The sequence below is a fragment of the Streptomyces sp. NPDC001787 genome (assembly GCF_040297465.1).
Classification (GTDB): domain Bacteria; phylum Actinomycetota; class Actinomycetes; order Streptomycetales; family Streptomycetaceae; genus Streptomyces.
This window is the reverse complement of sequence record NZ_JBEOZE010000007.1, coordinates 105,093-129,088: the sequence shown is the minus strand read 5'-3', so window position 1 is coordinate 129,088 and position 23,996 is coordinate 105,093. Positions and strand designations below refer to the sequence as shown.

General features: G+C 71.6%; 22 protein-coding genes. 11 read left to right on the top strand and 11 right to left on the bottom strand.

Going from position 1 to position 23,996, the window contains the following annotated elements; translation table 11 throughout:
• The 4 genes from ABT170_RS12505 to ABT170_RS12490 form a co-directional block, all read right to left on the bottom strand.
• Positions 1-630, bottom strand: coding sequence for an MBL fold metallo-hydrolase (locus ABT170_RS12505; RefSeq protein WP_329945502.1), 630 nt, complete (start codon positions 628-630; stop codon positions 1-3).
• Positions 630-1,715 carry an S-(hydroxymethyl)mycothiol dehydrogenase gene (locus ABT170_RS12500; RefSeq protein ID WP_329945503.1) on the bottom strand — a complete coding sequence of 362 codons (1,086 nt, stop codon included), beginning with the start codon at positions 1,713-1,715 and terminating at the stop codon, positions 630-632. The genes ABT170_RS12505 and ABT170_RS12500 overlap by 1 nt, the downstream gene beginning before the upstream one ends.
• A 116-nt stretch (positions 1,716-1,831) precedes the next feature.
• The gene (locus ABT170_RS12495) at positions 1,832-3,490 is read right to left on the bottom strand and encodes an amidohydrolase (RefSeq protein WP_351866416.1); all 1,659 of its coding nucleotides are present in this window, start codon (positions 3,488-3,490) and stop codon (positions 1,832-1,834) included.
• 63 nt (positions 3,491-3,553) lie between these two features.
• Positions 3,554-5,107: an APC family permease gene (locus ABT170_RS12490; protein WP_443034357.1), complete on the bottom strand. Its 1,554-nt coding sequence runs from the start codon at positions 5,105-5,107 to the stop codon at positions 3,554-3,556.
• Positions 5,108-5,159: 52 nt separating this feature from the next.
• Between ABT170_RS12490 and ABT170_RS12485 the strand changes: the two genes are divergently transcribed.
• The gene (locus ABT170_RS12485; RefSeq protein WP_329945506.1) at positions 5,160-5,882 is read left to right on the top strand and encodes a TetR/AcrR family transcriptional regulator; all 723 of its coding nucleotides are present in this window, start codon (positions 5,160-5,162) and stop codon (positions 5,880-5,882) included.
• A gap of 33 nt (positions 5,883-5,915) precedes the next feature.
• Here the strand turns inward: ABT170_RS12485 and ABT170_RS12480 are convergent, their stop codons facing one another.
• Positions 5,916-6,617, bottom strand: coding sequence for a FadR/GntR family transcriptional regulator (locus ABT170_RS12480; protein WP_329945507.1), 702 nt, complete (start codon positions 6,615-6,617; stop codon positions 5,916-5,918).
• A 130-nt stretch (positions 6,618-6,747) separates the two neighbouring features.
• Here ABT170_RS12480 and ABT170_RS12475 point away from each other — a divergent pair, with 130 nt between their 5' ends.
• Both ABT170_RS12475 and ABT170_RS12470 read left to right on the top strand, forming a co-directional pair.
• Positions 6,748-7,257 carry a gluconokinase gene (locus ABT170_RS12475; protein ID WP_329945508.1) on the top strand — a complete coding sequence of 170 codons (510 nt, stop codon included), beginning with the start codon at positions 6,748-6,750 and terminating at the stop codon, positions 7,255-7,257.
• An 11-nt stretch (positions 7,258-7,268) separates the two neighbouring features.
• On the top strand, positions 7,269-8,666 hold the full coding sequence (locus tag ABT170_RS12470) for a GntP family permease (RefSeq protein ID WP_351866411.1): 1,398 nt from the start codon (positions 7,269-7,271) through the stop codon (positions 8,664-8,666).
• Positions 8,667-8,849: 183 nt separating this feature from the next.
• Here the strand turns inward: ABT170_RS12470 and ABT170_RS12465 are convergent, their stop codons facing one another.
• The 3 genes from ABT170_RS12465 to ABT170_RS12455 form a co-directional block, all read right to left on the bottom strand.
• Entirely contained in the window at positions 8,850-10,430 is a 1,581-nt protein-coding gene (locus ABT170_RS12465; protein ID WP_329945510.1) for an APC family permease, read from the bottom strand.
• Positions 10,431-10,546: 116 nt separating this feature from the next.
• Positions 10,547-11,518, bottom strand: a complete 972-nt coding sequence (locus tag ABT170_RS12460; protein ID WP_329945511.1) for a hypothetical protein — start codon at positions 11,516-11,518, stop codon at positions 10,547-10,549.
• Positions 11,519-11,746: 228 nt separating this feature from the next.
• Positions 11,747-13,402: an FAD-binding dehydrogenase gene (locus ABT170_RS12455; protein WP_329945512.1), complete on the bottom strand. Its 1,656-nt coding sequence runs from the start codon at positions 13,400-13,402 to the stop codon at positions 11,747-11,749.
• 188 nt (positions 13,403-13,590) lie between these two features.
• Between ABT170_RS12455 and ABT170_RS12450 the strand changes: the two genes are divergently transcribed.
• The 6 genes from ABT170_RS12450 to ABT170_RS12420 all read left to right on the top strand — a co-directional run bounded on the left by ABT170_RS12450 (position 13,591) and on the right by ABT170_RS12420 (position 17,394).
• A complete protein-coding gene (locus tag ABT170_RS12450; RefSeq protein ID WP_329945513.1) occupies positions 13,591-14,484 on the top strand; it encodes a DMT family transporter in 894 nt (297 codons plus the stop codon).
• A 101-nt stretch (positions 14,485-14,585) separates the two neighbouring features.
• Positions 14,586-15,230: a TetR/AcrR family transcriptional regulator gene (locus ABT170_RS12440; protein WP_502970507.1), complete on the top strand. Its 645-nt coding sequence runs from the start codon at positions 14,586-14,588 to the stop codon at positions 15,228-15,230.
• Positions 15,231-15,256: 26 nt separating this feature from the next.
• The gene (locus ABT170_RS12435; protein ID WP_351866407.1) at positions 15,257-16,030 is read left to right on the top strand and encodes a glucose 1-dehydrogenase; all 774 of its coding nucleotides are present in this window, start codon (positions 15,257-15,259) and stop codon (positions 16,028-16,030) included.
• An 88-nt stretch (positions 16,031-16,118) separates the two neighbouring features.
• Complete coding sequence (locus ABT170_RS12430) at positions 16,119-16,646, top strand: NUDIX hydrolase (protein WP_502970506.1); 528 nt, start codon at positions 16,119-16,121, stop codon at positions 16,644-16,646.
• Positions 16,647-16,690: 44 nt separating this feature from the next.
• Positions 16,691-17,086: a YidH family protein gene (locus tag ABT170_RS12425; protein ID WP_329945516.1), complete on the top strand. Its 396-nt coding sequence runs from the start codon at positions 16,691-16,693 to the stop codon at positions 17,084-17,086.
• Entirely contained in the window at positions 17,083-17,394 is a 312-nt protein-coding gene (locus ABT170_RS12420; RefSeq protein WP_329945517.1) for a DUF202 domain-containing protein, read from the top strand. Before ABT170_RS12425 ends, ABT170_RS12420 begins: the two co-directional genes overlap by 4 nt.
• A 77-nt stretch (positions 17,395-17,471) precedes the next feature.
• Here the strand turns inward: ABT170_RS12420 and ABT170_RS12415 are convergent, their stop codons facing one another.
• Together ABT170_RS12415 and ABT170_RS12410 are read right to left on the bottom strand one after the other, a co-directional pair.
• Positions 17,472-18,407, bottom strand: coding sequence for an NADP-dependent oxidoreductase (locus ABT170_RS12415; protein WP_329945518.1), 936 nt, complete (start codon positions 18,405-18,407; stop codon positions 17,472-17,474).
• Between the two features lie 62 nt (positions 18,408-18,469).
• Positions 18,470-19,759, bottom strand: coding sequence for an enolase C-terminal domain-like protein (locus ABT170_RS12410; protein ID WP_351866400.1), 1,290 nt, complete (start codon positions 19,757-19,759; stop codon positions 18,470-18,472).
• A gap of 142 nt (positions 19,760-19,901) precedes the next feature.
• Between ABT170_RS12410 and ABT170_RS12405 the strand changes: the two genes are divergently transcribed.
• A complete protein-coding gene (locus tag ABT170_RS12405) occupies positions 19,902-20,924 on the top strand; it encodes a phosphotransferase family protein (protein ID WP_329945520.1) in 1,023 nt (340 codons plus the stop codon).
• 8 nt (positions 20,925-20,932) lie between these two features.
• Positions 20,933-22,147 (top strand): acyl-CoA dehydrogenase family protein, encoded by a 1,215-nt coding sequence (locus ABT170_RS12400; protein WP_329945521.1) that lies wholly within the window; start codon positions 20,933-20,935, stop codon positions 22,145-22,147.
• 193 nt (positions 22,148-22,340) lie between these two features.
• Here ABT170_RS12400 and ABT170_RS12395 read toward each other — a convergent pair whose 3' ends face one another.
• A complete protein-coding gene (locus tag ABT170_RS12395; protein WP_351866396.1) occupies positions 22,341-23,684 on the bottom strand; it encodes a M28 family metallopeptidase in 1,344 nt (447 codons plus the stop codon).
• Positions 23,685-23,996 lie beyond the last annotated feature (312 nt).

Sequence of the window (23,996 nt, the reverse complement as noted above, 5' to 3'; positions counted from 1 at the left end):
TCAGTGGCCGCGGGCGATCCACTCGTCCAGGTGCGGGGACTCCGCGCCGATGGTGGTGGAGCCGCCGTGTCCGGTACGGACGGTGGTCTCCGCGGGCAGGGCGAACAGCCGGTCCCTGATCGAGTCCACGATCGTCGGGAAGTGGGAGAACGAACGGCCGGTGGCGCCGGGCCCGCCCTGGAAGAGGGTGTCACCGGTGAAGACGGTGGCGAGCCCGGGGGCGTACAGACAGACCGCGCCCGGGGCGTGGCCCGGGGTGTGCAGGACCTTCAGGACCGTACCGGCGATCTCCAGCTCCTGGCCGTCGGCCAGTTCGCCGTCGGGTGCGCGGTCCGGGTGGGTCTGCTTCCACAGGGGCAGGTCGTCCGGGTGCAGCAGGACCGGTGCGCCGGTGGCGGCGGCGAGGGCCGGGGCCGCGTCGATGTGGTCGTTGTGCGCGTGTGTGCAGATGACCGCGCGCAGCGTACGGCCGCCGAGCGCGGACAGGATGGCGTCGGCGTCGTGGGCGGCGTCGATGACGACCGCCTCGGTGTCGTCGCCGACGATCCAGACGTTGTTGTCGACGTCCCACTCGCCGCCGTCGAGGGCGAAGGTGCCGGAGGTGACGAGGTGGTCGATGCGGGCGGTCATCAGAAGACCACCACCGAGCGCAGGACGTCCCCGTCGTGCATGCGGGCGAAGGCCTGCTCGATGTCGCCGAGCCCGATGGTCTCGGTGACGAACGCGCCGAGGTCGATGCGGCCCTGCTGGTGCAGGTCGATCAGCATGGGGAAGTCGCGCGAGGGCAGGCAGTCGCCGTACCAGGAGGACTTCAGGGAGCCTCCGCGTCCGAAGACGTCGATGAGCGGCAGTTCGAGCTGCATCTCCGGGGTCGGAACGCCGACCAGGACGACCGTGCCGGCCAGGTCGCGGGCGTAGAAGGCCTGCTTGTACGTCTCCGGGCGGCCGACCGCCTCGATGACGACGTCGGCGCCGTTGCCGCCGGTCAGCGCGCGGATCGCCTCGACCGGGTCGGTGGCACGGGAGTTGACGGTGTGCGTGGCACCCATCTTCTTCGCCGTCTCCAGCTTGCGGTCGTCGATGTCCACGGCGATGATCCTCGCCGCGCCCGCCAGCCGGGCACCGGCGATGGCCGCGTCCCCGACGCCGCCGCAGCCGATGACGGCGACCGAGTCGCCGCGGCCGACCTCGCCGGTGTTGATGGCGGCGCCGATGCCCGCCATGACACCGCAGCCGAGCAGTCCGGCGACGGCCGGGGACACCTCGGGGTCGACCTTGGTGCACTGGCCCGCGGCGACCAGGGTCTTCTCGGCGAACGCGCCGATGCCGAGGGCGGGCGACAGCTCGGTGCCGTCCAGCAGGGTCATCCTCTGCTTCGCGTTGTGGGTGTCGAAGCAGTACCAGGGCCGGCCGCGCAGACAGGCACGGCACTGTCCGCACACCGCGCGCCAGTTCAGGATGACGAAGTCGCCCGGCTCGACGTCCGTGACCCCGTCGCCGACGGACTCCACGACGCCCGCGGCCTCGTGCCCCAGCAGGAACGGGAAGTCGTCGTTGATGCCGCCCTGCTTGTAGTGCAGGTCGGTGTGGCAGACACCGCACGCCTGGATCTTCACCACGGCCTCACCGGGACCGGGGTCCGGGATCACGATCGTCTCGACCCGCACCGGCTCGTTCCTGCCCGGTGCGATGACCCCTTGCACCTGCTGCGCCATACCGTGGACTCCCTGTTTCCGAATGAGGCTCTTGTGAGGATTGATCACGGACAACCGTACGCCTCATGAAGTGCGGCGGCGGCCCCGCGGAGCATCACGTCCGCGGGGCCGCCCGGTCACGCCGTCGAAGGTCCGTCCTCCGCGTCGTGGACCTTCCGGCCGCCCACATAGGTGTGCAGTACACGGGTCGCGCCGATCTCGTCGGCCGGGCCGGCGTACGGGTCGCGGTCCAGGACGACCAGGTCGGCGAGGGCCCCGGCGCGGAGCGATCCGGTGTCGTCGAGGTGGTTCACATGGGCGGATCCCGCCGTGTACGCCGCGATGGCGGAGGTGAGCGTGATGCGCTGGCCGGGGAGGAAGGCGGGGCCTTCGCCACCCGGTGTGATCCGGTTGACGGCCGTGTGGATGCCGTGGAGCGGATCGGCGCTGCTGACCGGCCAGTCGCTGCCCGCCGCGACGGTGGCGCCCGCGCTCAGGAGCGCGCCGAACGGATATTGCAGGGCGGCCCTCTCGGGGCCGAGGAAGGGGATGGTCAGCTCGTCCATCTGCGGTTCGTGCGCGGCCCAGAGGGGCTGGATGTTGGCCGTGGCGCCGAGTTCCCGGAAGCGGGGGATGTCGTCCGGGTGGACGACCTGGAGGTGGGCGAGGTGGGGGCGGGTGTCGCGGCGTCCGTTGGCGGCGCGGGCGGCCTCGACCGCGTCCAGGGCCTCGCGTACGGCGCGGTCGCCGAGCGCGTGGAAGTGGGCCTGGAAGCCGAGGGCGTCGAGTTCGGTGACGTATCCGCGCAGTGCCACGGGGTCGATGAAGCTGGTGCCGCTGTTCGCGGTGGCGCAGCCGCAGGCGTCGAGGTACGGGGTGAGGAGCGCGGCCGTCCCGGTCTCGGCGACCCCGTCCTGCATGATCTTCACGGAGCCGGCCCGGAACCGGCCGGCGCTCAGCTCCGCGCGTCTGGCGACCAGTTCGGGGATCTGCTCGGCGCCCCGCTCGCGGTCCCACCACAGGGCGCCGGCGACCCGGGCGGTGAGCGACCCGTCCCGCGCGGCGGTGAGATAGGCGTCGGCGGCGTCGTCCATCGAGCCGTAGGAGCCGATGATGGCGTCCTGCCAGGCGGTGATGCCGTATCCGTGGAGGATCCGCTGGGCCCGCAGCAGCGCGGCGAGCCGGTCGGCGGGGGTGGAGCGCGGGGTGAGACGGGCGACCAGGTCCATGGCGCCCTCCTGGAGCAGCCCGGTGGGCTCGCCCCGACCGTCGCGCTCGATGCGTCCGTCGGCCGGTTCGGGGCTGTCCCGGGTGATGCCGGCGAGTTCCAGGGCGCGGGAGTTGACCCAGGCGCCGTGGTGGTCGCGGTTGACCAGGTGGACGGGGCGGTCGGGTACGACCGCGTCGAGCAGGTCCCTGGTCGGTGCCCCTCCCTCGAAGGCGTCCATGGACCAGCCTCCGCCGGTGATCCATTCCTGTTCGGGCAGCCGGTCGGCGTAGGCGCGTACCGCGGCGATGGTGTCCGCCGCCGTACGGGTGTCCGTGAGATCGCACTGCGCGAGTTCCAGTCCGGCGGTGACCGGGTGGATGTGGGCGTCCTGGAAGCCGGGGACGAGCAGGCGTCCGGCGAGATCGACGACCTCGGTCCGGGGGCCGATGAGCTCACGGACCTCGTCGTGGCCGACCGCGGTGATCCGGTCGCCGGTGACGGCGAGGGTGGTGGCGCGGGTGCGGGCCGGGTCCATCGTGAGGACGGGGCCGCCGGTGAGGACGAGATCGGCGGGTGTGTGGCGCATGGGTGGTTCCGTTTCGGTCCGTCGGGGTGCGGGGTGGGGTGCGCGGTGGGGTGCGGTGCGGCGTCAGGCAGCTTCCACGACGGCCGGAGGGACGGAGCGGCCGGTGACGAAGTACGGGGACTTCCTTACCCACTTGGCCCAGGCCGCCGCGATCACGCCGGTCAGCACCATGACCGCCGGGCACAGGAGCATGAACCAGCCGTTGTCCGGGCTGACCTCGAAGTGATCGGCGGAGGTGTAGAAGGTCCAGCTCAGATAGCCGCCGAGACCGAGCAGCACGGCGGCGCTCAGGACGGGGAGAACGACCGCCCGCAGCGCCTCCGGCCGGCTCTCGCGCAGGGTGCCGCGGAAGCGGGCGGCTGCCGCCAGGGCGGTCAGCGCGTAGTAGAGGGAGACGACGACGCCGATCGCGTTGACCGAGGCCAGGATGCTGTCGCCGACCTTCGGGATGACCAGGGAGAGCACGGCCACGGCGGCGGCGACGCAGCCGATGGCGACGGTCCCGGCCGCCGGGGTTCCGTAGCGGGGGCTGACCTTGCTCCACAGCGGGCCGAGCGTACGGTCGCGTCCCATGGCGAACATGCCGCGGACGGTGGGGATCACACCCGACTGGAGAGATGCCACGGCGGAGAAGGTGAGGGCGACGAGCGGGAGCGCGGCGAGCGGCTGCCCGGCCAGACGGTCGCCGAAGTAGGTAAGGCCCTGGGCTCCGTTGGCGGTCAGTTCGTCGAGCGACAGCACCCGCTGGAAGGCGAAGGAGCCGAGGAGGAAGAGGCCGAGCATGGTGAAGAGGGTGATGGTCCCGGCCCGTGAGGCGTCCTCGGGATCACGGACCTCCTCGGTGACGCTGAAGGAGGACTCGAAGCCCCAGTAGCAGAACACCGAGAGCAGGAGCCCCTGGGCGAACTGCTGTCCCGACGGGATGGTGAACGGGTTGATCCAGTCCAGGCTGAACGGGTGGGGGCCGACGACGAGCCCGTATCCGCAGAAGCCGAGCAGGACGGCGTACTCGAAGACGAGCAGGTACTTCTGGAAGGTGGCGGCGGCCCGGAGGCCGGTGATCGCGGTGAAGGTGACGGCCACCAGCACGGCTATCCCGAGGGCGGTCGCCTGGGCGGTGGAGTCGGGATCGAGGCGGAGGCCGGCGAGCTCGCGCAGCCCTGCCTCGCCCGCGAGCTGGATGAGGGCGGAGCCGGTGACGGTCGTGGTGTACGAGAGGAAGACGACCGTGGCGGCGATGGCGATCCAGCCGACGAGGAAGCCCAGCCAGGGGCTGAGGGAGCGGCCGACCCAGACGTAGCCGCTGCCCATGTTCGGCTCGACCCTGTTGAGCCGTGAGTAGGCGCTCGCGATGCCCAGGATCGGCAGGAAGGCGAGCAGCATGATGATCGGCAGATGCAGGCCGACGGCGCCCGCGGTGACGCCGAGGCCGATGCCGATGCTGGTGGTCGCCGCCGTGGAGGAGGCGGCGATGGCCACGCCGTCGATGACGCCGAGGCTCTTGCGCAGGGCCTGCGGGGGCTCGGGGGCCGGTGGGTCGCTGCTGTACGGGGTCGTTGAGGCCGTCACCGTCGCTCCTTCGCCGAGGGGCACCGTTCGGCCCCGATGGCGGCACATCGAACTCCTCACCGGGTTCACACGTCAACGCCGTTGTCATAAGGTGCGCCCCATGGGTGCGAGCGAGCGGGTGGTGCCGGAGAGCGCGCGTCGGCGCAGACGTCCCACCAAGGGCGGCACGGTTCTGTCCGAGCAGCTGATCGTGGAGACGACGCTGAGACTGATCGGCGAGCACGGGGCGGCGGCGCTGACGGTGCGCCGGCTCGGCGCGGCGCTGGGGTGCGATCCGAGCGCCGTCTACCGGTACTTCAGGGACACGGACGAGCTGCTGCTGGCGGTGGCCGACGAGTTGATCGGCCGTACGCTGAACAGCTGGCGCCCCACGGGTGACTGGCGGGCCGATCTGCGGGCGCTGGGGCTGAGGATGCACGCGGACTACATGGCGCATCCGCAGGCCGCCGTGCTGGCCTGCGCCCGGGTGACGGGGCGCAGGCACGAGATCCGGTCGGTCGACGCGATCCTCGGGGTGCTGCGCGGGGCGGGGTTCCCGGACGCGGAGGCCGTCCGGATCTACCACGTGTTCGTCGACCAGACGCTGTCGTTCGCCGCGCTCGACGCGTCGACGCTGGCACTTCCGGACCGGGCCCGGGATCTGGAGGACCGGACCTGGCGGGAGACGTACGCGCGGCTGCCGGCCCGGACGCATCCGCATATCGCGGCGACGGCCGGGGTGCTGGTCGCGGAGATGGAGCGCAGCGGGTATCCCGCGGCGCTGGAGATGGTGCTCGCGGCTGCCGCGGGGCGGTTGGCGCATGTGCGGGGCGGGACGGCGTAGGGCCTGTCCGGCACGTCCCGCGCGGCCCCCCGGTCAGGGCGCGAGGACGTCCAGTTCGTGGAGGGCACCCACCGCGATCTCCTTGGTGAGGCGCTCCGCCCCGTCCGCGTCCCGTTCGCGTACGGCCTCGGCGAGGCGGACGTGGAGCGTGACCGCGGCCGGGTCGGGGTCCTCGAACATCACCTGGTGGTGCGTGCGGCCCGCCAGGACCTCGGCGACCACGTCACCGAGACGGGCGAACATCTCGTTGCCGGAGGCGTTGAGGACGATCCGGTGGAAGGCGATGTCGTGTTCCAGATATCCCTCCAGCTGCTGGCCGCGCGAGGTGGCGACCATGCCGAGGGCGCGTTCGGTGAGCTCCGCGCACTGCTGGGGCGTGGCGTTGCGGGCGGCGAGGCGGGCGGCGACGGGTTCGATGGCCGAGCGCAGGACGGTCAGCGAGCGCAGCTGCCGCGGCCGGTCACGGCCGGCCAGCCGCCAGCGGATGACCTGGGGGTCGTAGACGTTCCAGGCCTCGGCCGCCCGCACGGTCACCCCGACCCGGCGCCGGGACTCGACCAGGTGCATGGACTCCAGGACGCGGACCACTTCGCGCACGACCGTACGGGAGACGTCGAAGCGCTGTGCCAGCTCGTCGGTACGCAGCACCGTGCCCGGCGGGCACTGGCCGGAGGCGATCTCCAGACCCAGGGTGTCCAGCACATGTGTATGCAGCCCCTGGCCCTGTGTGGTCATGGGGCAAGCCTACGGGGCACATCCAGGGAACAAAAAGTACGACGTTTGCGTCACACCCACTTGAATAAGTCGTACCTAATGGGTTTCAGTAGCGCGACGGACCGATGTCGAAGAAGACAGCGAGGCACCCATGAGCACCCCCCACGTCGTCGTGGTGATGGGCGTGGCAGGAACCGGCAAGACCACGATCGGTCCCCTGCTCGCCACCGCACTCGGCGTTCCGTACGCCGAGGGCGACGACTTCCACCCCGCGGCGAACATCGCCAAGATGTCGGCCGGCACCCCTCTGGACGACGCTGACCGCCTGCCCTGGCTGGACGCGATCGGCCGGTGGGCACACGGCCGGGCCGGACTCGGCGGTGTCGTCAGCAGTTCGGCGCTCAAGCGTGTCTACCGCGACCGGCTGCGGGCCGAGGCCCCCGATGCCGTCTTCCTCCATCTGACCGGCGACCGGGCCCTGATCGAGGGGCGGATGGCGGACCGCAGAGGTCACTTCATGCCGGCCGCGCTGCTCGATTCGCAGTTCGCCACCCTGGAACCGCTCGGTCGGGACGAGGCCGGCGTCGCGGTCGATGTGTCCGGCACGCCCGAGGAAATCACTCAGCGAGCCGTCGCCGCGTTGCGCCGGCTCGACAGTTAAGGATCATCACCGTGACCAGTCTCAGCGTCGAGACGCTGGCAGCGGACGCCGTCGAACCGATCACTTCGGCCGGCAACGCGCAATTGGGCATCGCCGTCCTGGCGGGCATCGCCGTCATCGTTGTGCTCATCACCAAGTTCAAGATGCACGCGTTCCTCGCGCTGACCATCGGTTCGCTGGCGCTCGGCTCGTTCGCGGGCGCCGCTCCGGCCAAGACCATCGCCAGCTTCACCGCGGGGCTCGGTTCGACGGTCGCGGGTGTGGGTGTCCTCATCGCACTCGGCGCCATTCTGGGCAAGCTGCTCGCCGACTCCGGCGGCGCGGACCAGATCGTCGACACCATCCTCGCCAGGGCGAGCGGACGGGCCATGCCGTGGGCGATGGTCCTGATCGCCTCGATCATCGGTCTGCCGCTGTTCTTCGAGGTCGGGATCGTGCTGATGATCCCGGTGGTGCTGCTGGTCGCCAAGCGCGGCAACTACTCGCTGATGCGGATCGGCATCCCCGCGCTGGCCGGGCTCTCCGTGATGCACGGACTGATCCCGCCGCACCCCGGCCCGCTGGTGGCGATCGACGCGCTGGGCGCCAACCTCGGAGTGACGCTGGCCCTCGGCGTACTGGTCGCCATCCCCACGGTGATCATCGCGGGCCCGGTCTTCTCCCGTTACGCGGCACGCTGGGTGGACATCAAGGCGCCGGAGAAGATGATCCCGCAGCGCCCCTCGGAGGAACTGGACCGCCGGCCCGGCTTCGGCGCCACCCTGGCGACGATTCTCCTGCCCGTGGTCCTGATGCTGGTCAAGGCCCTGGTCGACATCGTCGTGGACGATCCGGAGAACGGTGTCCAGCGGGTCACCGATGTGATCGGCTCGCCGCTGATCGCCCTGCTCGCGGCCGTTGTCGTCGGGATGTTCACTCTGGGCCGGGCCGCCGGATTCACCAAGGGCCGGCTCTCCACCACGGTCGAGAAGTCGCTGGCCCCGATCGCCGGTGTGCTGCTGATCGTGGGCGCGGGAGGCGGCTTCAAGCAGACGCTGATCGACGCCGGTGTCGGCCAGATGATCCTGGACTTCTCCGAGAACTGGTCGATCCCCGCGCTGCTGCTCGGCTGGCTGATCGCCGTCGCCATCCGGCTCGCGACGGGTTCGGCGACCGTGGCCACCATCTCGGCGGCCGGTCTGGTCGCCCCGCTGGCCGCCGACATGTCGACCTCGCACGCGGCGCTGCTGGTCCTCGCCGTCGGCGCGGGCTCGCTCTTCTTCAGCCACGTCAACGACGCCGGGTTCTGGCTGGTGAAGGAGTACTTCGGGATGGACGTCGGCCAGACCGTCAAGACCTGGTCGGTGATGGAGACGATCATCTCCGTCGTCTCGCTGGCCTTCATCCTGCTGCTCTCGCTGGTGCTCTAGGGACCTTTCCGTCCGATGGAAAGGCCCCCGGCACCGGCTGCCCGCACGGCCCTCCCCCCACGTCCGTACGGGGGCCGTGCACGATGGCGCCCGCCGGTCCGGTACGCGTGCACGGCATGCGTACCGGCCGACGGGCGCCATCGCCCTGTGCGGGCCGCGGGATTCCGGGAGCGCCCGCGCGGATCAGTACGTCCGGCGCGGGGCGGCGGTGTCCTCGGCGGCCTTCTCCAGCTGGAACGCCTCGTTGCCCAGGCCGATCCTGGCGTGCACCTCCGGCTTGGTGGAGCGCAGCACCGCCCCGTACACCAGCCCGCCGGCGAGCGCGGCGAGGATCACGCCGGGCAGCACCCAGTTGAGCACCGAGCCGGGGCCCGAGCCGACGAGGACGCCGAAGTCCCGGACGGTGAAGACCGCGATGGCCAGCAGGGCGATTCCGGCCAGCCCGGAGGCGACGAGCCGGGGGGCCTGGGCCCGGCCCGCGCCGCGGCGTACGAAGAAGGCGATGACGGCGAACGAGGCGGCGGCCATCAGCACGATGATGCCGAGCGCCCCGACGTTGCCCATCCAGGTGAACAGGTGCAGGACGGGCGCGGTGGGGTCGCCCACCGGGTTGTCGTCGGTCAGCGCGAAGGCCAGCACGATCACGGCGGAGACGAGGGACTGGAGCAGCGATCCGGTGGCGGGGGCGCCGCTCGCCCTGTTGGTGCGGCCGAATGCTGCGGGCAGCAGGCCCTCGCGTCCCATCGCGAACGCGTAGCGGGCCACGACGTTGTGGAAGCTCAGGAGCGCGGCGAACATACCGGTGACGAACAGGACGTGCAGTACGTCGGTGAAGGTGGTGCCGAGCCGTTCCTCGGTGAGCCCGAAGAGCATTCCGGGGCCCTCCTTGAGGGAGGTGTCCGCGATGAAGCCGGGCCCGGTGGCGACGGTCAGGGCCCAGGAGCTGATGGCGAGGAACAGCGCCGCGTAGCCGACGGCCAGGAACATCACCCGGGAGACGACGATCTGCGGGCGGCTGGTCTCCTCCGCGTACACCGGGGCCTGTTCGAAGCCCACGAACGCGGCGATGCAGAAGCACAGGGCGGTGCCGAGCCCCGCGCCGGTGAGGGTCTCCGGGTCGAAGGCGTGCAGCGACAGCCCCTCGGGGCCGGGCTTGCCGACGGCCGCGATGTCGAAGATCACGACAAGGGCGCACTCCACGACCAGCAGCACGCCCAGCACCCTGGCGTTGAGGTCGATCTTCAGCCAGCCGAGGTAGCCGACGACCGCCACGGCGACGAGGGCCGGTATCCACCAGTCCAGGTCGATGTCGAGATAGACGGCGAACAGTCCGGAGACCTCGAAGCCGAGAATGCCGTAGATGCCGACCTGCATCGCGCTGTAGGCGACCAGCGCGACGAGCGAGGCGCCCGCCCCGGCCGTCGGGCCGAGCCCGCGGGCGATGTAGGCGTAGAAGGCGCCGGCGTTGTGGACGTGCCGGCTCATCTCCGCGTACCCGACGCTGAACAGCATCAGGACGATGCCGAGGATGACGTACAGCAGGGGCTGGCCGACGATGCCCATCACGCCGAAGACCGTGGGCATGACCCCGGCGACGACCATCAGCGGGGCGCTGGCGGCGAGCACCGAGAGCAGCAGGCCCGGGGTGCCGAGCCGGTTCGCCCGCAGGGCGCGTTCCTCTCCCTTGTACGTGTTGATCCCGCCGGTATCGCCGGTCACCTTCGTGGTGCCGGTATCGCTCGGAAATGAACTGCCCGTCGACATCGCGGGGTTGTTCCCTTCTTCGGTGGCGTCTGTGCCGTGCGTCCGTGCTGTGCGTGTCCGTGCTGGGTGTCCGCGTACTGGGTGTCCGCGTACTGGCTGTCCGGGTGCGGTGTCCTTCAGGGGGTGCCGAGCGCGAAGCGGCGCGCGGCCAGGAAGGCGGGGTACGGGTCGCCGCCGGAGTAGGACCAGGGCGCGGGGGTGGCGTGCGGGCCGATGCGGTGGAAGAGCGCCGCCGCCTCGGCGGGACGGCCCTCGCAGAACTTGGCGTGGGCCAGGAAGTTGAGGTCGGTGCGGTGGCGGGGGTGGTCCTCGCGCTCCCACTCCAGCCACCAGTCGAAGGCGGTCCTCATGACCTGGCGGGCGCGCCGCCCCGACCAGTGCCCGGAGGCCACGGGGTCCTCGGACTCCGTGCCGGCGGCGACCAGGACGCGGTACCGCTCGGCGTGGGCGATGACCGGGAGCACCGCGAGCGGGGAGTCCGCGGGGGCCTGTTCGGCGGCCCAGGCGGCGAAGTCGTAGACCTCGTGGAGCGGGTCCTGGCCGGCTTCCGGGCGGCTCTCGGCGAGATGGGCGGCCATCAGGTGGTGCGCGTGGTGGTGTTCGGGGTGCCGGGAACGTACCTCTTCGAAGAGCTTGCCGGTGTCCGCTCCGTCGCCGCCGAGCGTGCGGTCCAGCAGGAGGAGTCCGAGCCAGGGGGTCGGGTCGGCGGGGTCGAGCCCGGCGGCTGCCAGACAGGCTTCGCGGGCCCGGGAGGCCTCGTCGGCGGCGGCCCGCCGGTGCCGGACGCGGGCGACGGAGGCGCAGCCGAGCAGGGTGGTGGCATCGGCGCTGTCGGGTTCGGCGATCAGCCAGTCACGGGCCCAGTCGACGGCGGAGGGGATCCCGGCGAGGGCGAGCACCCGGTGGCCGCGGCGGTCCCAGTCGCCGCCGGTACCGACGAGCAGGGCGCGGGCCCTGGTCCATCTGCCCTGGGCGAACTGGTTGCGGGCGTCGATGAGGTCGCTGTCGTCCAGGGCCGGGTCGAAGGAGTGGTCCGAGCGACCGCCCCGTCTGCGGGAGCGGCCCAGGGGCGGCGGAGGCGGAGACATCCGCAGGCTTCTTTCGACGCGGTGTACGAGCAAAATGATCGCGCACAGCCAAGCCGCACAGAAGCCTCCCGGTCAAGGGCTTCCCTCCGCCAACTCCGCGCGAATTCCACATAGTTGGCTGGAATGACACGCTGCCCGCAGGCTGTCCGCCCACGACGGCCCCGGTGGCCCGCGTGGTCCGCCGCCGGCATCCGGGAGCCGGCGACGCGTGCCGGACCGCCGCTCCCGCTAACCGACCGCCTGCGCCGCCGCCCGGCCCGCCGCACGGCCCGAGAAGATGCAGCCGCCGAGGAACGTGCCCTCCAGCGACCGGTAGCCATGGACCCCGCCGCCGCCGAACCCGGCCGCCTCGCCCGCCGCGTACATCCCGGGCAGCGGCTCGCCGTCGGCGGCGAGCACCCGCGAGGACAGGTCCGTCTCCAGGCCGCCCAGGGACTTACGGGTGAGGATGTTGAGGCGCACCGCGATCAGCGGGCCCGCCGCCGGGTCGAGGATGCGGTGCGGCTTCGCCGTACGGATCAGCCGGTCGCCCAGATAGGCGCGGGCCCCGCGGATGGCCGTGACCTGGAGGTCCTTGGTGAAGGGGTTGGCGATCTCGCGGTCGCGAGCGGTGATCTCGCGGCGCAGGCCGTCCTCGTCGATCAGGGTGTCGCCGGTGAGCGCGTTCATGCCGCGGACGAGGGCGCCGAGGTCGTTCTCGACCACGAAGTCCACACCCTTGTCCATGAACGCCTTGACCGGCGCGGGCACGTCGGCGCGGGCCCGCCCGATCACGTCGCGGACCGACTTGCCCGTCAGGTCGGGGTTCTGCTCGGAGCCGGAGAGCGCGAACTCCTTGCCGATGATCCGCTGGTCCAGGACGAACCAGGTGTATCCGTAGCCCGAGCGCATGATGTGTTCGAGGGTGCCGAGCGTGTCGAAGCCGGGGAAGAGCGGGACCGGCAGCCGCTTGCCGCGGGCGTCCAGCCAGAGGGACGAGGGGCCGGGCAGGATCCGGATGCCGTGCCTGGCCCAGATCGGGTTCCAGTTCTCGATGCCCTCGGTGTAGTGCCACATCCGGTCGCGGTTGATGTGGTGGGCGCCCGCTTCCTCGGCGATGCCCAGCATCAGCCCGTCGACGTGGGCGGGGACTCCCGAGAGCATCTTCGCGGGCGGGGTGCCGAGCCGCTCGGGCCACTGGGCCCGTACGAGGTCGTGGTTGCCGCCGATACCCCCCGAGGTGACGATCACCGCCTGGGCCCTCAGCTCGAAGGCACCGCCGACCTCGCGGGTGCTCGCGGTGCCGCGCGCGGCTCCGCTCGGCTCCAGGATCTCGCCCGTGACCGTGTCGAGGGTCCCCGCCGAGCGGCCGAGTCCGGTGACCCGGTGGCGGAACCTCAGCTTCACCAGGCCCCTGGCGACACCCTCGCGCACCCGGCGCTCGAAGGGGGCGACGATCCCGGGGCCGGTGCCCCAGGTGATGTGGAAGCGGGGGACGGAGTTGCCGTGGCCGTTGGCATCGTAGCCGCCGCGTTCGGCCCAGCCGACGACCGGGAAGATCCGCAGCCCCTGCGCGTGGAGCCAGGACCGCTTCTCACCGGCGGCGAAGTCGACGTACGCCTCGGCCCACTTCCGGGGCCAGTGGTCCTCCTCGCGGTCGAAGCCCGCCGTGCCGAACCAGTCCTGGAGGGCCAGCTCCCGGCTGTCCTTGATCCGCAGCCGGCGCTGTTCGGGCGAGTCGACGAAGAACAGGCCGCCGAAGGACCAGTGCGCCTGGCCGCCGATGGACTGCTCGGGCTCCTGGTCGAGCAGGATCACCGAGCGGCCCGCGTCGACCAGTTCGGCGGTGGCCACGAGCCCCGCGAGGCCGGCCCCGATCACGATGACATCAGCGTCGTACGCCATGGGGTTCCATCCTTGTCGGGGGCGGTGCCGGGCTGAGCGGTGGGCGAAGTTACTCGTGCGTTAGATCTTCGGCACCCTCCGCCGCGCCGTCAACCGCCCGGTCGGCGGCATTCTCACCGCCCCCGTCCGGCGCAGGGCTTATCGTCGAACCACATCACTCCCTCCCGGTCCGACCTGAGGAAGAGATCGTGTCGGTGCTGGTCCTGGTTCTCTCCGTGGGTGCCGCCTGCTGTCTGGGCTTCGGCTTCGTCCTGCAGCAGGACGCCGCCCGGCGTGCCCCGATGAGCGACTTCCTCTCCCCCAGGCTGCTGCTCGACCTGATGCGGGTGAGGAGCTGGCTGGCCGGGATCGGACTGATGGTCTGCGGCATGGTGCTGGGCGCGCTGGCCCTCGGCCGGGGCGAGGTGTCGGTCGTGGAGCCGCTGCTGGCGACCAATCTGCTCTTCGCCATGGCCCTGTCGCGCCGCCGCACCGGGCAGCCGCTGGGACGCCAGGGCTGGGCCGGGCTCTGGCTGCTGGCCGGGGGCGTCGCGGCGTTCCTGCTGGCCGGCGAGCCGCGCGGCGGGGATCCGGTGACCGGCTCGCTGCGGCACTGGGTGGTGATCGGCGTGGTGGTGGGGCTCGCCCTGCTGCTGACGGCCGCCGCCAGGCACTCGCGGATCGGGGCGGCCCCGGCTCTTCTGGCGGTGGCGGCCGGACTGCTGTACGGGCTCCAGGACGCGCTGACCCGGGCGAGCGGTGAGCGGCTGACCGAGGGCGGCTGGGACGCGCTGGTGACGGCCTGGCAGCCGTACGGCGTGCTCGTCCTGGGGGTGACGGGGCTGATCCTGGTCCAGAGCGCCTTCGAGACGGGACCGCTGCGGATGTCGCTGCCCGCGCTGACCGCCGCCCAGCCGCTGGCCGGGATCGCCTGCGGGATCGGCTTCCTCGGGGACCGGGTGCGCACGGACACGGGGGCGCTGGCCTGGGAGGCGGCGGGGCTGGCGGCGATCGTCACCGGGATCGTGCTGCTCGGGCTGCATCCCGCGATGCCGGCGGGGCCGGTGGGCGGGCGGCGGACGAAGGATCTCCAGCCGCGCTGACGCGGGCCGCGCCCGGGTGACCGGCAGCGGGCCGGGTGACCGGCAGCGGGCCCGGACTCTCCCCACTGGTTATTAATAATGGCCAGCATTACAGTGGTCCCATGGCGAGAACGTCAGGGCCCGACACCAGGGACAAGCTCATCCGCGCCGCCGAGGAGGTCTTCGCCTCGCAGGGTGTCGTGGGTGGCCAGATACGCGATGTCGTGCGGCTCGCCGGGCAGAGCAATCCGTCCGCCGTGCAGTACCACTTCGGCTCCCGGGCCGGACTGCTCGACGCGGTGATGTCCGGGAGGCAGTCCCGCGCCGAGCGGCTGATGGCCCCGCTCCTGGACGGGCTGGGCGCGGACGCGGACGTACGGGAGCTGGTCGGCGCGCTGGTGACGGCCGAGGCCGGTCTGCTGGCCGACGACCGCGGCCGGCGCTGTCTGCGCATCTCCGCGCAGCTCAGCCATGAGACCGGGCTGCGCACGGGCGAACTGCACCCCGCGGTCGACGCCACCGCGTACGGACGGCTGATCGCCCGCGTCTCGGACCGCCTGGGCGCACTGCCCACGCCGGTGCGCCTGGAGCGGCTCGATCTGGCGCTCACCCTGATCGGCGCGGCGATGGCCGACCGCGCCCGCCAGTACCTCGACGGCACCGAACCACTGACCGGCGAGGAGCTCTTCCTCGCCGATCTCGTCGAGACCACCACCGCGTTTCTGCGCGCCCCCGTGCCGGGCCGCACCGGAACCACCCGCAGATGAACCACCCGCAGATGAAGGACAGCACCATGAGCGACAAGACCAGTCTCACCGGCAGGACCGTCATCATCACCGGCGGCGCCCGCGGCCTCGGCGCCGAGGCCGCCCGTCTCGCCGTCGCCGGCGGCGGCAACGTCGTGATCACCGACATCCTCGACGAGGACGGCGTCGCGACCGCCGCCGCGCTCGGGGACCGGGCCCGGTTCCTGCACCACGACGTGACCTCCGAGGAGGACTGGGAGCGCGTCGCGCGGTTCACGCTCGCCGAGTTCGGCCGGATCGACGGTCTGGTGAACAACGCCGGCGTCTCCACCGGTCAGCCGCTGGAGACCGAGTCGGTCGAGCACTTCCGCAAGGTGATCGACATCAATCTGACCGCGGTGTTCATCGGCATGAAGACCGTGATCCCGGTGATGAAGGAGAACGGCGGCGGCTCGATCGTCAACATCTCCTCGGCCGCCGGTCTGATGGGCCTCGCCATGACCTCCAGCTACGGCGCCTCCAAGTGGGGCGTACGCGGCCTGACCAAGATCGGCGCGGTGGAGCTGGGCACGGCGAAGGTCCGGGTCAACTCCGTCCACCCCGGAATGACCTACACCCCGATGACCGCGGCCGTGGGCATCGCGCAGGGCGACGGCAACTACCCGAACACGCCGATGGGCCGGGTCGGCGAGGCTCCCGAGATCGCGGAGGCCGTCGTCTTCCTGCTGTCGGAGGCCGCCTCGTACATCACCGGCGCGGAGCTCGCGGTGGACGGCGGCTGGACGACCGGCCCGACCGTCAAGTACGTCATGGGGCAGTGACGGCGTAGGGGCCGTCCCGTCACCCTTCGCTGATCAGGGGCCCCGCGGGTCATGGGGCCGTGATCCTGACCGGCGGGGATGATGTTGGATGGGGCGTATGGAGCCCTTTGACCCGACTGACGAGATCCTGGACATCGTCGACGAGAACGACGAGGTCGTCGGCCAGGCCCCGCGCGGTGAGGCGACCGCGCGGGGCCTGCGTCATCGCTGCGTGTTCATCGAGGTGCGGGACGCCTCGGGCAGGCTCTTCGTGCATCGCAGAACGCCCGTCAAACCGGTCTTCCCCTCGCACTACGACATGTTCGTCGGCGGCGTCGTGGGCGCGGGCGAGTCCTACGACGAGGCGGCGCTGCGCGAGGCGGAGGAGGAGCTGGGGGTGTCCGGGCTCCCCCGCCCCGAGCCGCTCTTCAAGTTCCTCTACGAGAGCGCCGAGCACACCTGGTGGTCGTACGTGTACCGGGTGCGGTGCGAGGCGCCGGTGGATCCGCAGGCGGAAGAGGTCGCCTGGCACGCCTTCCTCACCGACGAGGAGCTGGCGGCGCGGCTGGACGAGTGGCCCTGGGTGCCCGACGGGCTGGCCGCGTACCACCGGCTTCGGGAGCTCCGTTCCCGGTGAGCACGGCACCCGAACAGCGGCGGAACGACAGACAGGGCTCGGGCGTGAACGATTTTGTGCGGGGCATCCGGTTGTGGTTCGCGCCGCAGCGGATCCGCGAAGAGGGCGAGACCCCGGACTACCGGTTCTCGCTCGCCAACGAGCGTACGTTCCTCGCGTGGATCCGGACGGCGCTGGCCCTGATCGGGGGCGGTTTCGCCGTCGACCAGTTCCTCCCGGAACTCGTCTGGGGCGTCCGGGCGGGCCTGGCACTGGGGCTGCTGGCCGCCGGTGTGCTCTGCGCGCTGCGGGCGGTCAACCACTGGGTGCGGTGCGAGCGGGCGATGCGGCGCGGTGAGGACCTGCCGGTCTCCCGCTTCCCGACGCTGCTGAGCCTCGCGGTCGCCGTGGTCGCCGTCGCGATGGTGGTGGTCGTCCTCTTCGGCTGGGAGGGCCGGTGACCGAGGCCCCCAGGGACCCGGGGCTGCAGCCGGAACGGACCAGGCTGGCCTGGCGGCGCACCACACTGTCCTGCACGGTGGTGGCGCTGCTGGCGGGCCGGCAGGCACTGCACGGCGGCGCGAGCCCCGGTGCGGTGGCCGCGGTGGCGCTGAGCGCGCTGGCCTGGCTGGGTTTCCTCCGGGTGGCGCACCGGCGGGTGCTGGAGATGCAGGTGGCGCGGCCTCAGCCGCTGTCCTCGCGCCACGCCCTGACGGCGGCGGTGTGCACGGTGGCGCTCGCGGTGTTCGCCGCGGCCATGCTGTTCTGAGCCGTCGCGACACGCCGCCTTCCCGGCCGTCGCGGAGCACGCGGCGCTCCCGGCCGTCGCGGTCCGTGCGCGCCCCCTCAGTTGTCCCAGGCCACGGTGACGACGATCTTCCCCCGGGTGCGGCCCCGCTCGTTGAGCCGGTACGCGTCCGCGGCCCGGTCCAGCGGGAAGACCTGGTCCACATGGACCGTGACGATGCCCTGCTCGGCCAGTTCCGCGAGATGGGCCAGATCCGTGGCATCGGGCCGCACGAAGGCGTAGCGCCCGCCGTACGAGAAGACCTCCCCGTCCGCGATGGAGGCGAGCCGGCCGCCCTGGGCGAGGGTGTCCGCCGAGGCACGGAGCGCTTCGCCGCCCACGGTGTCGAAGGCGGCGTCGAAGCCGTCGGGGGCCAGGGCCCGCAGCCGGTCGGCGAGCCCGTCGCCGTACTCCACCGGTTCGGCGCCGAGGCTGCGCACATGGTCGTGGTTGTGGGCGCTCGCCGTGCCGATGACCCGGCAGCCCGCGTGCCGGGCGAGCTGCACCGCGAGCGAGCCGACCCCGCCCGCCGCCGCGTGGACGAGGACCGTCTCGCCGCTGCGGACCTTCAGGGTGCGGTGCAGCACCTGGTAGGCGGTGAGGCCGGCCAGCGGCAGCCCCGCGGCCTCCTCGAAGCTCAGGCCCATCGGCTTGCGGGCGAGCGTGCGCACCGGCGCGGCGACGTATTCGGCGAAGGTGCCCCGGGAGAGGAAGTCCTCCCGCACATAGCCGATGACCTCGTCACCGACGGTGAACTCGTCGACCGCGACGCCGGGTTGCACGACCACTCCCGAGACGTCCCAGCCCGGGATCACCGGGAAGACCGCTTCGAGACCCGACTGGAGGTGGCCCTCCCGGGCCTTCCAGTCGACCGGGTTGACGGCCGCGGCCCGCACCTTCACCAGGACGGTGTCCGGGCCGACCTTCGGGTCGGGCCGCTCCCCGTACTCCATGACGTCGGCCCCGCCGTACCTGCTGTAGCTGATCGCCTTCATCCTCCGACCTTCGGCGCAGCCCACACTCGGCGCAACTCAGGGCCGGGGTACCGGGCGGGCGCTCACCAGCGCGGGATCGCCGGCGTCACCCACTCCGGCTCGGCCTCGCGCATCGCGGCGGCGTCGTCGCGCTCGCGCATCGTGCCGTCGTCGTCCAGCCAGCGCCGGTGCAGCGCCGCCAGCCGCTCGCGGTCGAGTTCGACACCCAGACCCGGGGCGTCGGAGACGGTCAGCCGGCCGTCGGTGAAGACGTGCCGGGTGGTGATGACGTCCTCGGTCTGCCAGGGGTAGTGGCTGTCGCAGGCGTAGTCGAGGTTGGGCACGGTGGCGGCGACCTGCGTCATCGCGGCGAGGCTGATGCCGAGGTGGGTGTTGGAGTGCATGGAGAGTCCGACGCCGAAGGCACGGCAGATCCCGGCCAGTTCGCGGGTGCGGTGCAGCCCGCCCCAGTAGTGGTGGTCGCTCAGGACGACCTGGACCGCGTCCCGGGCGAAGGCCTCGGGCACCTCGGCGAGGGTCGTGACGCACATATTGGTGGCCAGCGGCACCTCGGTGGCCGCGGAGACGGCGGCCATCGCCGCCGTACCGCCGGCCGGGTCCTCCAGGTATTCGAGTACGTCCTTGAGCTGCTCGGCGACGTACAGGGAGGTCTCCACCGACCAGGCGCCGTTGGGGTCCAGGCGCAGCGGCCGGCCCGGGAACTCCTGGGCGAGGGCCCGGACGGCGGCGATCTCCTGGTCCGGCTCGAAGACACCGCCCTTGAGCTTGAAGGAGGTGAAGCCGTGCTCGTCGGCGAAGCGCCTGGCCTGGGCGACGATTCCGGCCGGGTCCAGGGCCGCCCCCCAGTCGTCCCGCTCCCCGGCCCCCGGGTGCGCGGCCCAGCGGTAGAAGAGGTACGCGCTGTACTCGACGGTGTCGCGGACCTTGCCGCCGAGCAGGGCGTGCACGGGCAGGCCGAGGCTCTTGCCGAGCGCGTCCAGGCAGGCGACCTCGAAGCCGGAGACGACGGAGAGCCGGAGCTTGTCTGCGGTCCGCACGCCGCGCAGTCCACCGGCGTCGACGCGGTCGTCGGCGGCGCGTGAGTCGCCGCACACCTGCTCGGCGAGCGTGAACAGGCCGTTCAGATCGCTGACCCGGCGACCGGGCAGGGCCTCGGCCAGCGGACGGGCCAGCTCCAGATACGTGCCGTCGCCGTAGGTCTCCCCGATACCGGTCACTCCACCCCGTGTGACGACCTCGACGATGAGCCGGGGGGTGTACGGCTGATGGACGCCCTGGGTGTTCAGAAGGGGCGGATCCGCTATGAGAATCGGGGTGAGCCGGACTTCGTCGATCAACAAGGCTGTATCCATACGTGAACTCTATTCAGGGATACGACTGAACACCAGAGTCCGAAGGGAGTTGCCACGGCCGATTCCGGGAGTTCACTGGACGACATACCGACTGGTCGGCATCATGGGCTGCGATCGTTCCGACGCCCCGGAGGTGCGCACCATGAGCCAAGTCCACCCGCCAGGTCTCGACCCCGGCCCGCTGCGCCGGCATCTCGACCGCGAGCGGCCGGGGCTGGTGGGCGGACCGCTGGAGGCCCGGCTGATCGAGGGCGGCCGGTCGAACCTCACGTACACGGTCACCGACGGCACCGGCCGGTGGGTCGTCCGCAGGCCTCCGCTCGGCCATGTGCTGGCCACCGCACATGACATGAAGCGCGAGTTCCGGGTCATCAGCGCGCTGTTCCCGACCGCCGTACCGGTACCGGAGCCGGTGCTGCTCTGCGAGGACGAGTCCGTCATCGGCTCGCCCTTCTACGTCATGGAGTACGTCGAGGGCACCCCGTTCCGCACGGCCGAGCAGCTCGCCCCGCTGGGCCCCGAGCGCACCCGGGGCGCGGTCCTCGGGCTGGTCGACACCCTGGTCGATCTGCACGCCGTGGACCCCGGGGCCGTCGGGCTCGGGGACTTCGGGCGCCCCGACGGTTTCCTGGACCGTCAGCTGCGGCGCTGGGGCAAGCAGCTCGACGCCTCCCGCGACCGCGAACTCGCCGGGATCGACGAACTGCACGCCGCGCTCGGCCGTGCGCTGCCGCACTCCCCCGCGCCCACCGTGGTGCACGGGGACTACCGCCTGGACAACGTCCTGATCGGCCCGGACGACCGGATCAGGGCCGTGCTCGACTGGGAGATGTCCACCCTCGGCGACCCGCTGACGGACCTCGGACTGCTGGTGATGTACAGCTCCGACCTCGGCCTGCCGCGGTCCCCGGTCTCCACCACCAGCGGCGCGGCCGGCCACCCCGCGCCCGCCGAGCTGATCGAACGCTACGCGGCGCGCTCCGGCCGGGACACCTCCGCCCTCTCCTGGTACACCGCGTTCGCCTGGTTCAAGCTCGCCGTGATCCTGGAGGGCATCCACTACCGCTACACCCGGGGCCAGACCGTGGGCGCCGGTTTCGACGCGATCGGCGATCTCGTCCCCGTCTTCATCGAGCACGGCCTCACCACCCTCCAGGAAGGCTGATCACCCCCATGGACTTCGCGTTCGACGCCCGTACCGAAGAACTGCGCACCAGGCTGCTCACCTTCATGGACGAGCATGTGTACCCGGCCGAGAGCACCGCGGAGGAACAGCGCGCGCTCCTCGCCTCCCCCTGGGACACCCCGCAGGTCGTCGAGGATCTGAAGGCGGAGGCGCGCAGGCAGGGCCTGTGGAACCTCTTCCTCCCCGACGCCGGGTACGGTGCCGGGCTGACCAATCTCCAGTACGCCCCGCTGGCCGAGATCCTGGGCCGCAGCCCGCAGCTGGCGCCGACCGCGCTGAACTGCGCGGCGCCGGACACCGGAAACATGGAGGTGCTCCACCAGTTCGGCACGGACGAGCAGAGGAAGCGGTGGCTGGAGCCGCTGCTCGCCGGTGAGATCCGGTCCGCGTTCGCCATGACCGAGCCCGAGGTCGCCTCCTCCGACGCCACCAATATCGAGACCCGGATCACACGGGACGGTGACGACTACGTCATCAACGGCCGCAAGTGGTTCATCTCCGGGGCGATGAACCCGGACTGCCGGATCTTCATCGTGATGGGCAAGACCGATCCGGACGGCGAGGACATCCGCCGCCAGCAGTCGCAGATCCTCGTCCCGAGGGACACCCCGGGCCTCGAAGTGCGCCGCGCCATGCGGGTGTACGGCTACGAGGACCACTACCACGGCGGTCACGCGGAAGTCGCCTTCGAGAATGTACGGGTGCCCGTGTCGAACCTGATCGGTGAGGAGGGCGGCGGCTTCGCCATCGCGCAGGCGCGGCTGGGTCCGGGCCGGATCCACCACTGCATGCGGCTCATCGGCATGGCCGAGCGGGCGATCGAGCTGATGTGCCGGCGGGCGGTGTCCCGTACGGCCTTCGGCAAGCCGCTCGCCCAGCAGGGCGTGGTGCAGAACTGGATCGCGGACGCCCGGGTCACGGTGGAGCAGCTGCGGCTGCTGGTGCTGAAGACCGCCTGGCTGATGGACACCGTGGGCAACCGGGGGGCGCACACCGAGATCCAGTCCATCAAGATCGCGACCCCGCGCGCGGTGGTGGACATCCTCGACCGGGCCGTACAGCTGCACGGCGCGGGCGGCGTCAGCCAGGACTTCCCGCTGGCGGAGCTGTGGGCGGCGGCGCGGACGCTGCGGCTGGCGGACGGGCCGGACGAGGTGCACCAGCGCTCGCTGGCCCGGCGGGAGATCAAGAAGTACCGGTGACCGGTCACCGTGACCGGTGATTCCGGCGGTGCGGGACGGACCGGACGGGTCCGCCCCGCACCGGGGACCGGGCGCGGCTCGCGCGGGTACCGGCAGCCGCGGCGGCCAGGGGTGCGGATGCGGCCGGGACTGCCGGTACTGCCGAGATCGCCGAGATCGCTGGGGCTGCCGGGACTGCCGGGGCTGCCGGAACTCAGAAGGTGAGCTTCCAGCTGTCGATGTAGCCGGTGTCCTGCGAGGCCACGTCCTGCACCCGGAGTTTCCAGGTGCCGTTGGCGGTCTCGCTCGACGCGTCGACCGTGTAGGTCGTGATCACGTTGTCGGCCGAGTCGCCGCTGCTGGAGTTCTTCAGCCGGTAGGCGGTGCCGTCGGGGGCGACCAGGTCGACGACCACGTCGCCGCGCCAGGTGTGCTTGATGTCCACGCCGACCTGGAGCGCGGCGGGCGCGTTGCCGGTACGCCCGGTCACCGCGATCGAGGAGGTCACCGCGGCGCCGTTGTCCGGGACGGCGACATCGGCGGCGTTGCTGAAGACGCCCTCGCCCGTGGGCGGTTCGCCCGTGCCGGCGGACAGGGTCCAGATCGCGTGGGCGATGGCGTCGCTGTTGCGGTCGAGGGCCGTGTCGTTGATGTTGCTCGTGTTGTCGCAGGAGGAGTGGTAGCAGCGGTCGAAGGACTGGCCCGCCGTGCCGCCCCACTTCTGGGCCTGGGCGGCGGTCTTGGTGTAGTCCGCTCCCGAGAACAGACCGCCGACCGGGATGCCCACGTTCTTGAACGGGGCGTGGTCGGAGCGGCCGTCGCCCTCCGTCTCTATCTCCGTCGGTATGGACAGACCGGCGTAGTAGTCCTTGAAGGTCTTCTCGATGACCGGGTCGTCGTCGTAGACGAAGTAACCGGCGTTGGGCGACCCGATCATGTCGAAGTTGAGATAGCCGGAGAGCTTGGAACGCTCGGAGGACGGCAGGTTGTTGACGTAGTACCGGGAGCCGACGAGACCCAGCTCCTCGGCGCCCCACCAGGCGAACCGGAGGTGCTTGTCCGGCGCGAGCTGGGCCCGGGAGACGGCCAGGGCCGTCTCCAGCACGGCGGCGGAGCCGGAGCCGTTGTCGTTGATGCCGGCGCCCGAGCTCACCGAGTCCAGATGGGCCCCGGCCATGAGGACCTTGTTCGCGTCCCCGCCGGGCCAGTCGGCGATGAGGTTGTAGCCGGTGGCGCCGCCGGAGGTGAACTGCTGGAGGGACGTGGTGTATCCGGCGGCGTCCAGCTTGGCCTTCACATAGTCGATGGACGCCTTGTAGCCGGGGCGGCCGTGGGCGCGGTTGCCGCCGTTGGCGGTGGCGATCGACTGGAGCTGGGTGAGGTGCGCCTTGACGTTGGCGAGCGGGATGTCGGGGGCGGCGGCCACCACCGCGGCCCCGGTGGCCGTCCCGGTCGCCTGGGCGGCGGGGGCGGCGGTCACCAGGAGTGCGGCGAGGGAGAGGACGGCAGCGGCCGGAAGGGCCGGGGATCTGCGCAGGGCAAAGCGGTTCGGGCTCATCGAGGGGCTCCGGATTCCGTTCGGGGACTGACGGAACGTGCGGGGGGCACCCGGTCGCGCCGACGTCGTCGGGCCCGGCCGGGTCCTGGAGCTGCTGGTGCGGGCTGCCTGGAGCTGATGGTGCGAGGTGCCTGAGCTACTGGTGCGAGATGCGTGACCGATGGTCAGTGACATGACGGCACACCGTCAAGAGTGGAAACCGGACATGTCCGTTCTATAAACGAACAATTCTTCGGAGACGCCTCTGTGTCCCGTTGTGCGCCCGGTACGCACACGGGCACCGGCCCGCAGGCCCCGGGGCCGTGTCCCCCG

What these genes read in the sequence shown, in the direction of transcription:
- ABT170_RS12505 (WP_329945502.1), bottom strand. Translation starts at nt 630, where the DNA reads ATGACCGCCCGCATCGACCACCTCGTCACCTCCGGCACCTTCGCCCTC.
- ABT170_RS12500 (WP_329945503.1), bottom strand. Translation starts at nt 1,715, where the DNA reads ATGGCGCAGCAGGTGCAAGGGGTCATCGCACCGGGCAGGAACGAGCCG.
- ABT170_RS12495 (WP_351866416.1), bottom strand. Translation starts at nt 3,490, where the DNA reads ATGCGCCACACACCCGCCGATCTCGTCCTCACCGGCGGCCCCGTCCTC.
- ABT170_RS12490 (WP_443034357.1), bottom strand. Translation starts at nt 5,107, where the DNA reads ATGTGCCGCCATCGGGGCCGAACGGTGCCCCTCGGCGAAGGAGCGACG.
- ABT170_RS12485 (WP_329945506.1), top strand. Translation starts at nt 5,160, where the DNA reads ATGGGTGCGAGCGAGCGGGTGGTGCCGGAGAGCGCGCGTCGGCGCAGA.
- ABT170_RS12480 (WP_329945507.1), bottom strand. Translation starts at nt 6,617, where the DNA reads ATGACCACACAGGGCCAGGGGCTGCATACACATGTGCTGGACACCCTG.
- ABT170_RS12475 (WP_329945508.1), top strand. Translation starts at nt 6,748, where the DNA reads ATGAGCACCCCCCACGTCGTCGTGGTGATGGGCGTGGCAGGAACCGGC.
- ABT170_RS12465 (WP_329945510.1), bottom strand. Translation starts at nt 10,430, where the DNA reads ATGTCGACGGGCAGTTCATTTCCGAGCGATACCGGCACCACGAAGGTG.
- ABT170_RS12460 (WP_329945511.1), bottom strand. Translation starts at nt 11,518, where the DNA reads ATGTCTCCGCCTCCGCCGCCCCTGGGCCGCTCCCGCAGACGGGGCGGT.
- ABT170_RS12455 (WP_329945512.1), bottom strand. Translation starts at nt 13,402, where the DNA reads ATGGCGTACGACGCTGATGTCATCGTGATCGGGGCCGGCCTCGCGGGG.
- ABT170_RS12440 (WP_502970507.1), top strand. Translation starts at nt 14,586, where the DNA reads ATGGCGAGAACGTCAGGGCCCGACACCAGGGACAAGCTCATCCGCGCC.
- ABT170_RS12435 (WP_351866407.1), top strand. Translation starts at nt 15,257, where the DNA reads ATGAGCGACAAGACCAGTCTCACCGGCAGGACCGTCATCATCACCGGC.
- ABT170_RS12430 (WP_502970506.1), top strand. Translation starts at nt 16,119, where the DNA reads ATGGGGCGTATGGAGCCCTTTGACCCGACTGACGAGATCCTGGACATC.
- ABT170_RS12415 (WP_329945518.1), bottom strand. Translation starts at nt 18,407, where the DNA reads ATGAAGGCGATCAGCTACAGCAGGTACGGCGGGGCCGACGTCATGGAG.
- ABT170_RS12410 (WP_351866400.1), bottom strand. Translation starts at nt 19,759, where the DNA reads ATGGATACAGCCTTGTTGATCGACGAAGTCCGGCTCACCCCGATTCTC.
- ABT170_RS12405 (WP_329945520.1), top strand. Translation starts at nt 19,902, where the DNA reads ATGAGCCAAGTCCACCCGCCAGGTCTCGACCCCGGCCCGCTGCGCCGG.
- ABT170_RS12400 (WP_329945521.1), top strand. Translation starts at nt 20,933, where the DNA reads ATGGACTTCGCGTTCGACGCCCGTACCGAAGAACTGCGCACCAGGCTG.
- ABT170_RS12395 (WP_351866396.1), bottom strand. Translation starts at nt 23,684, where the DNA reads ATGAGCCCGAACCGCTTTGCCCTGCGCAGATCCCCGGCCCTTCCGGCC.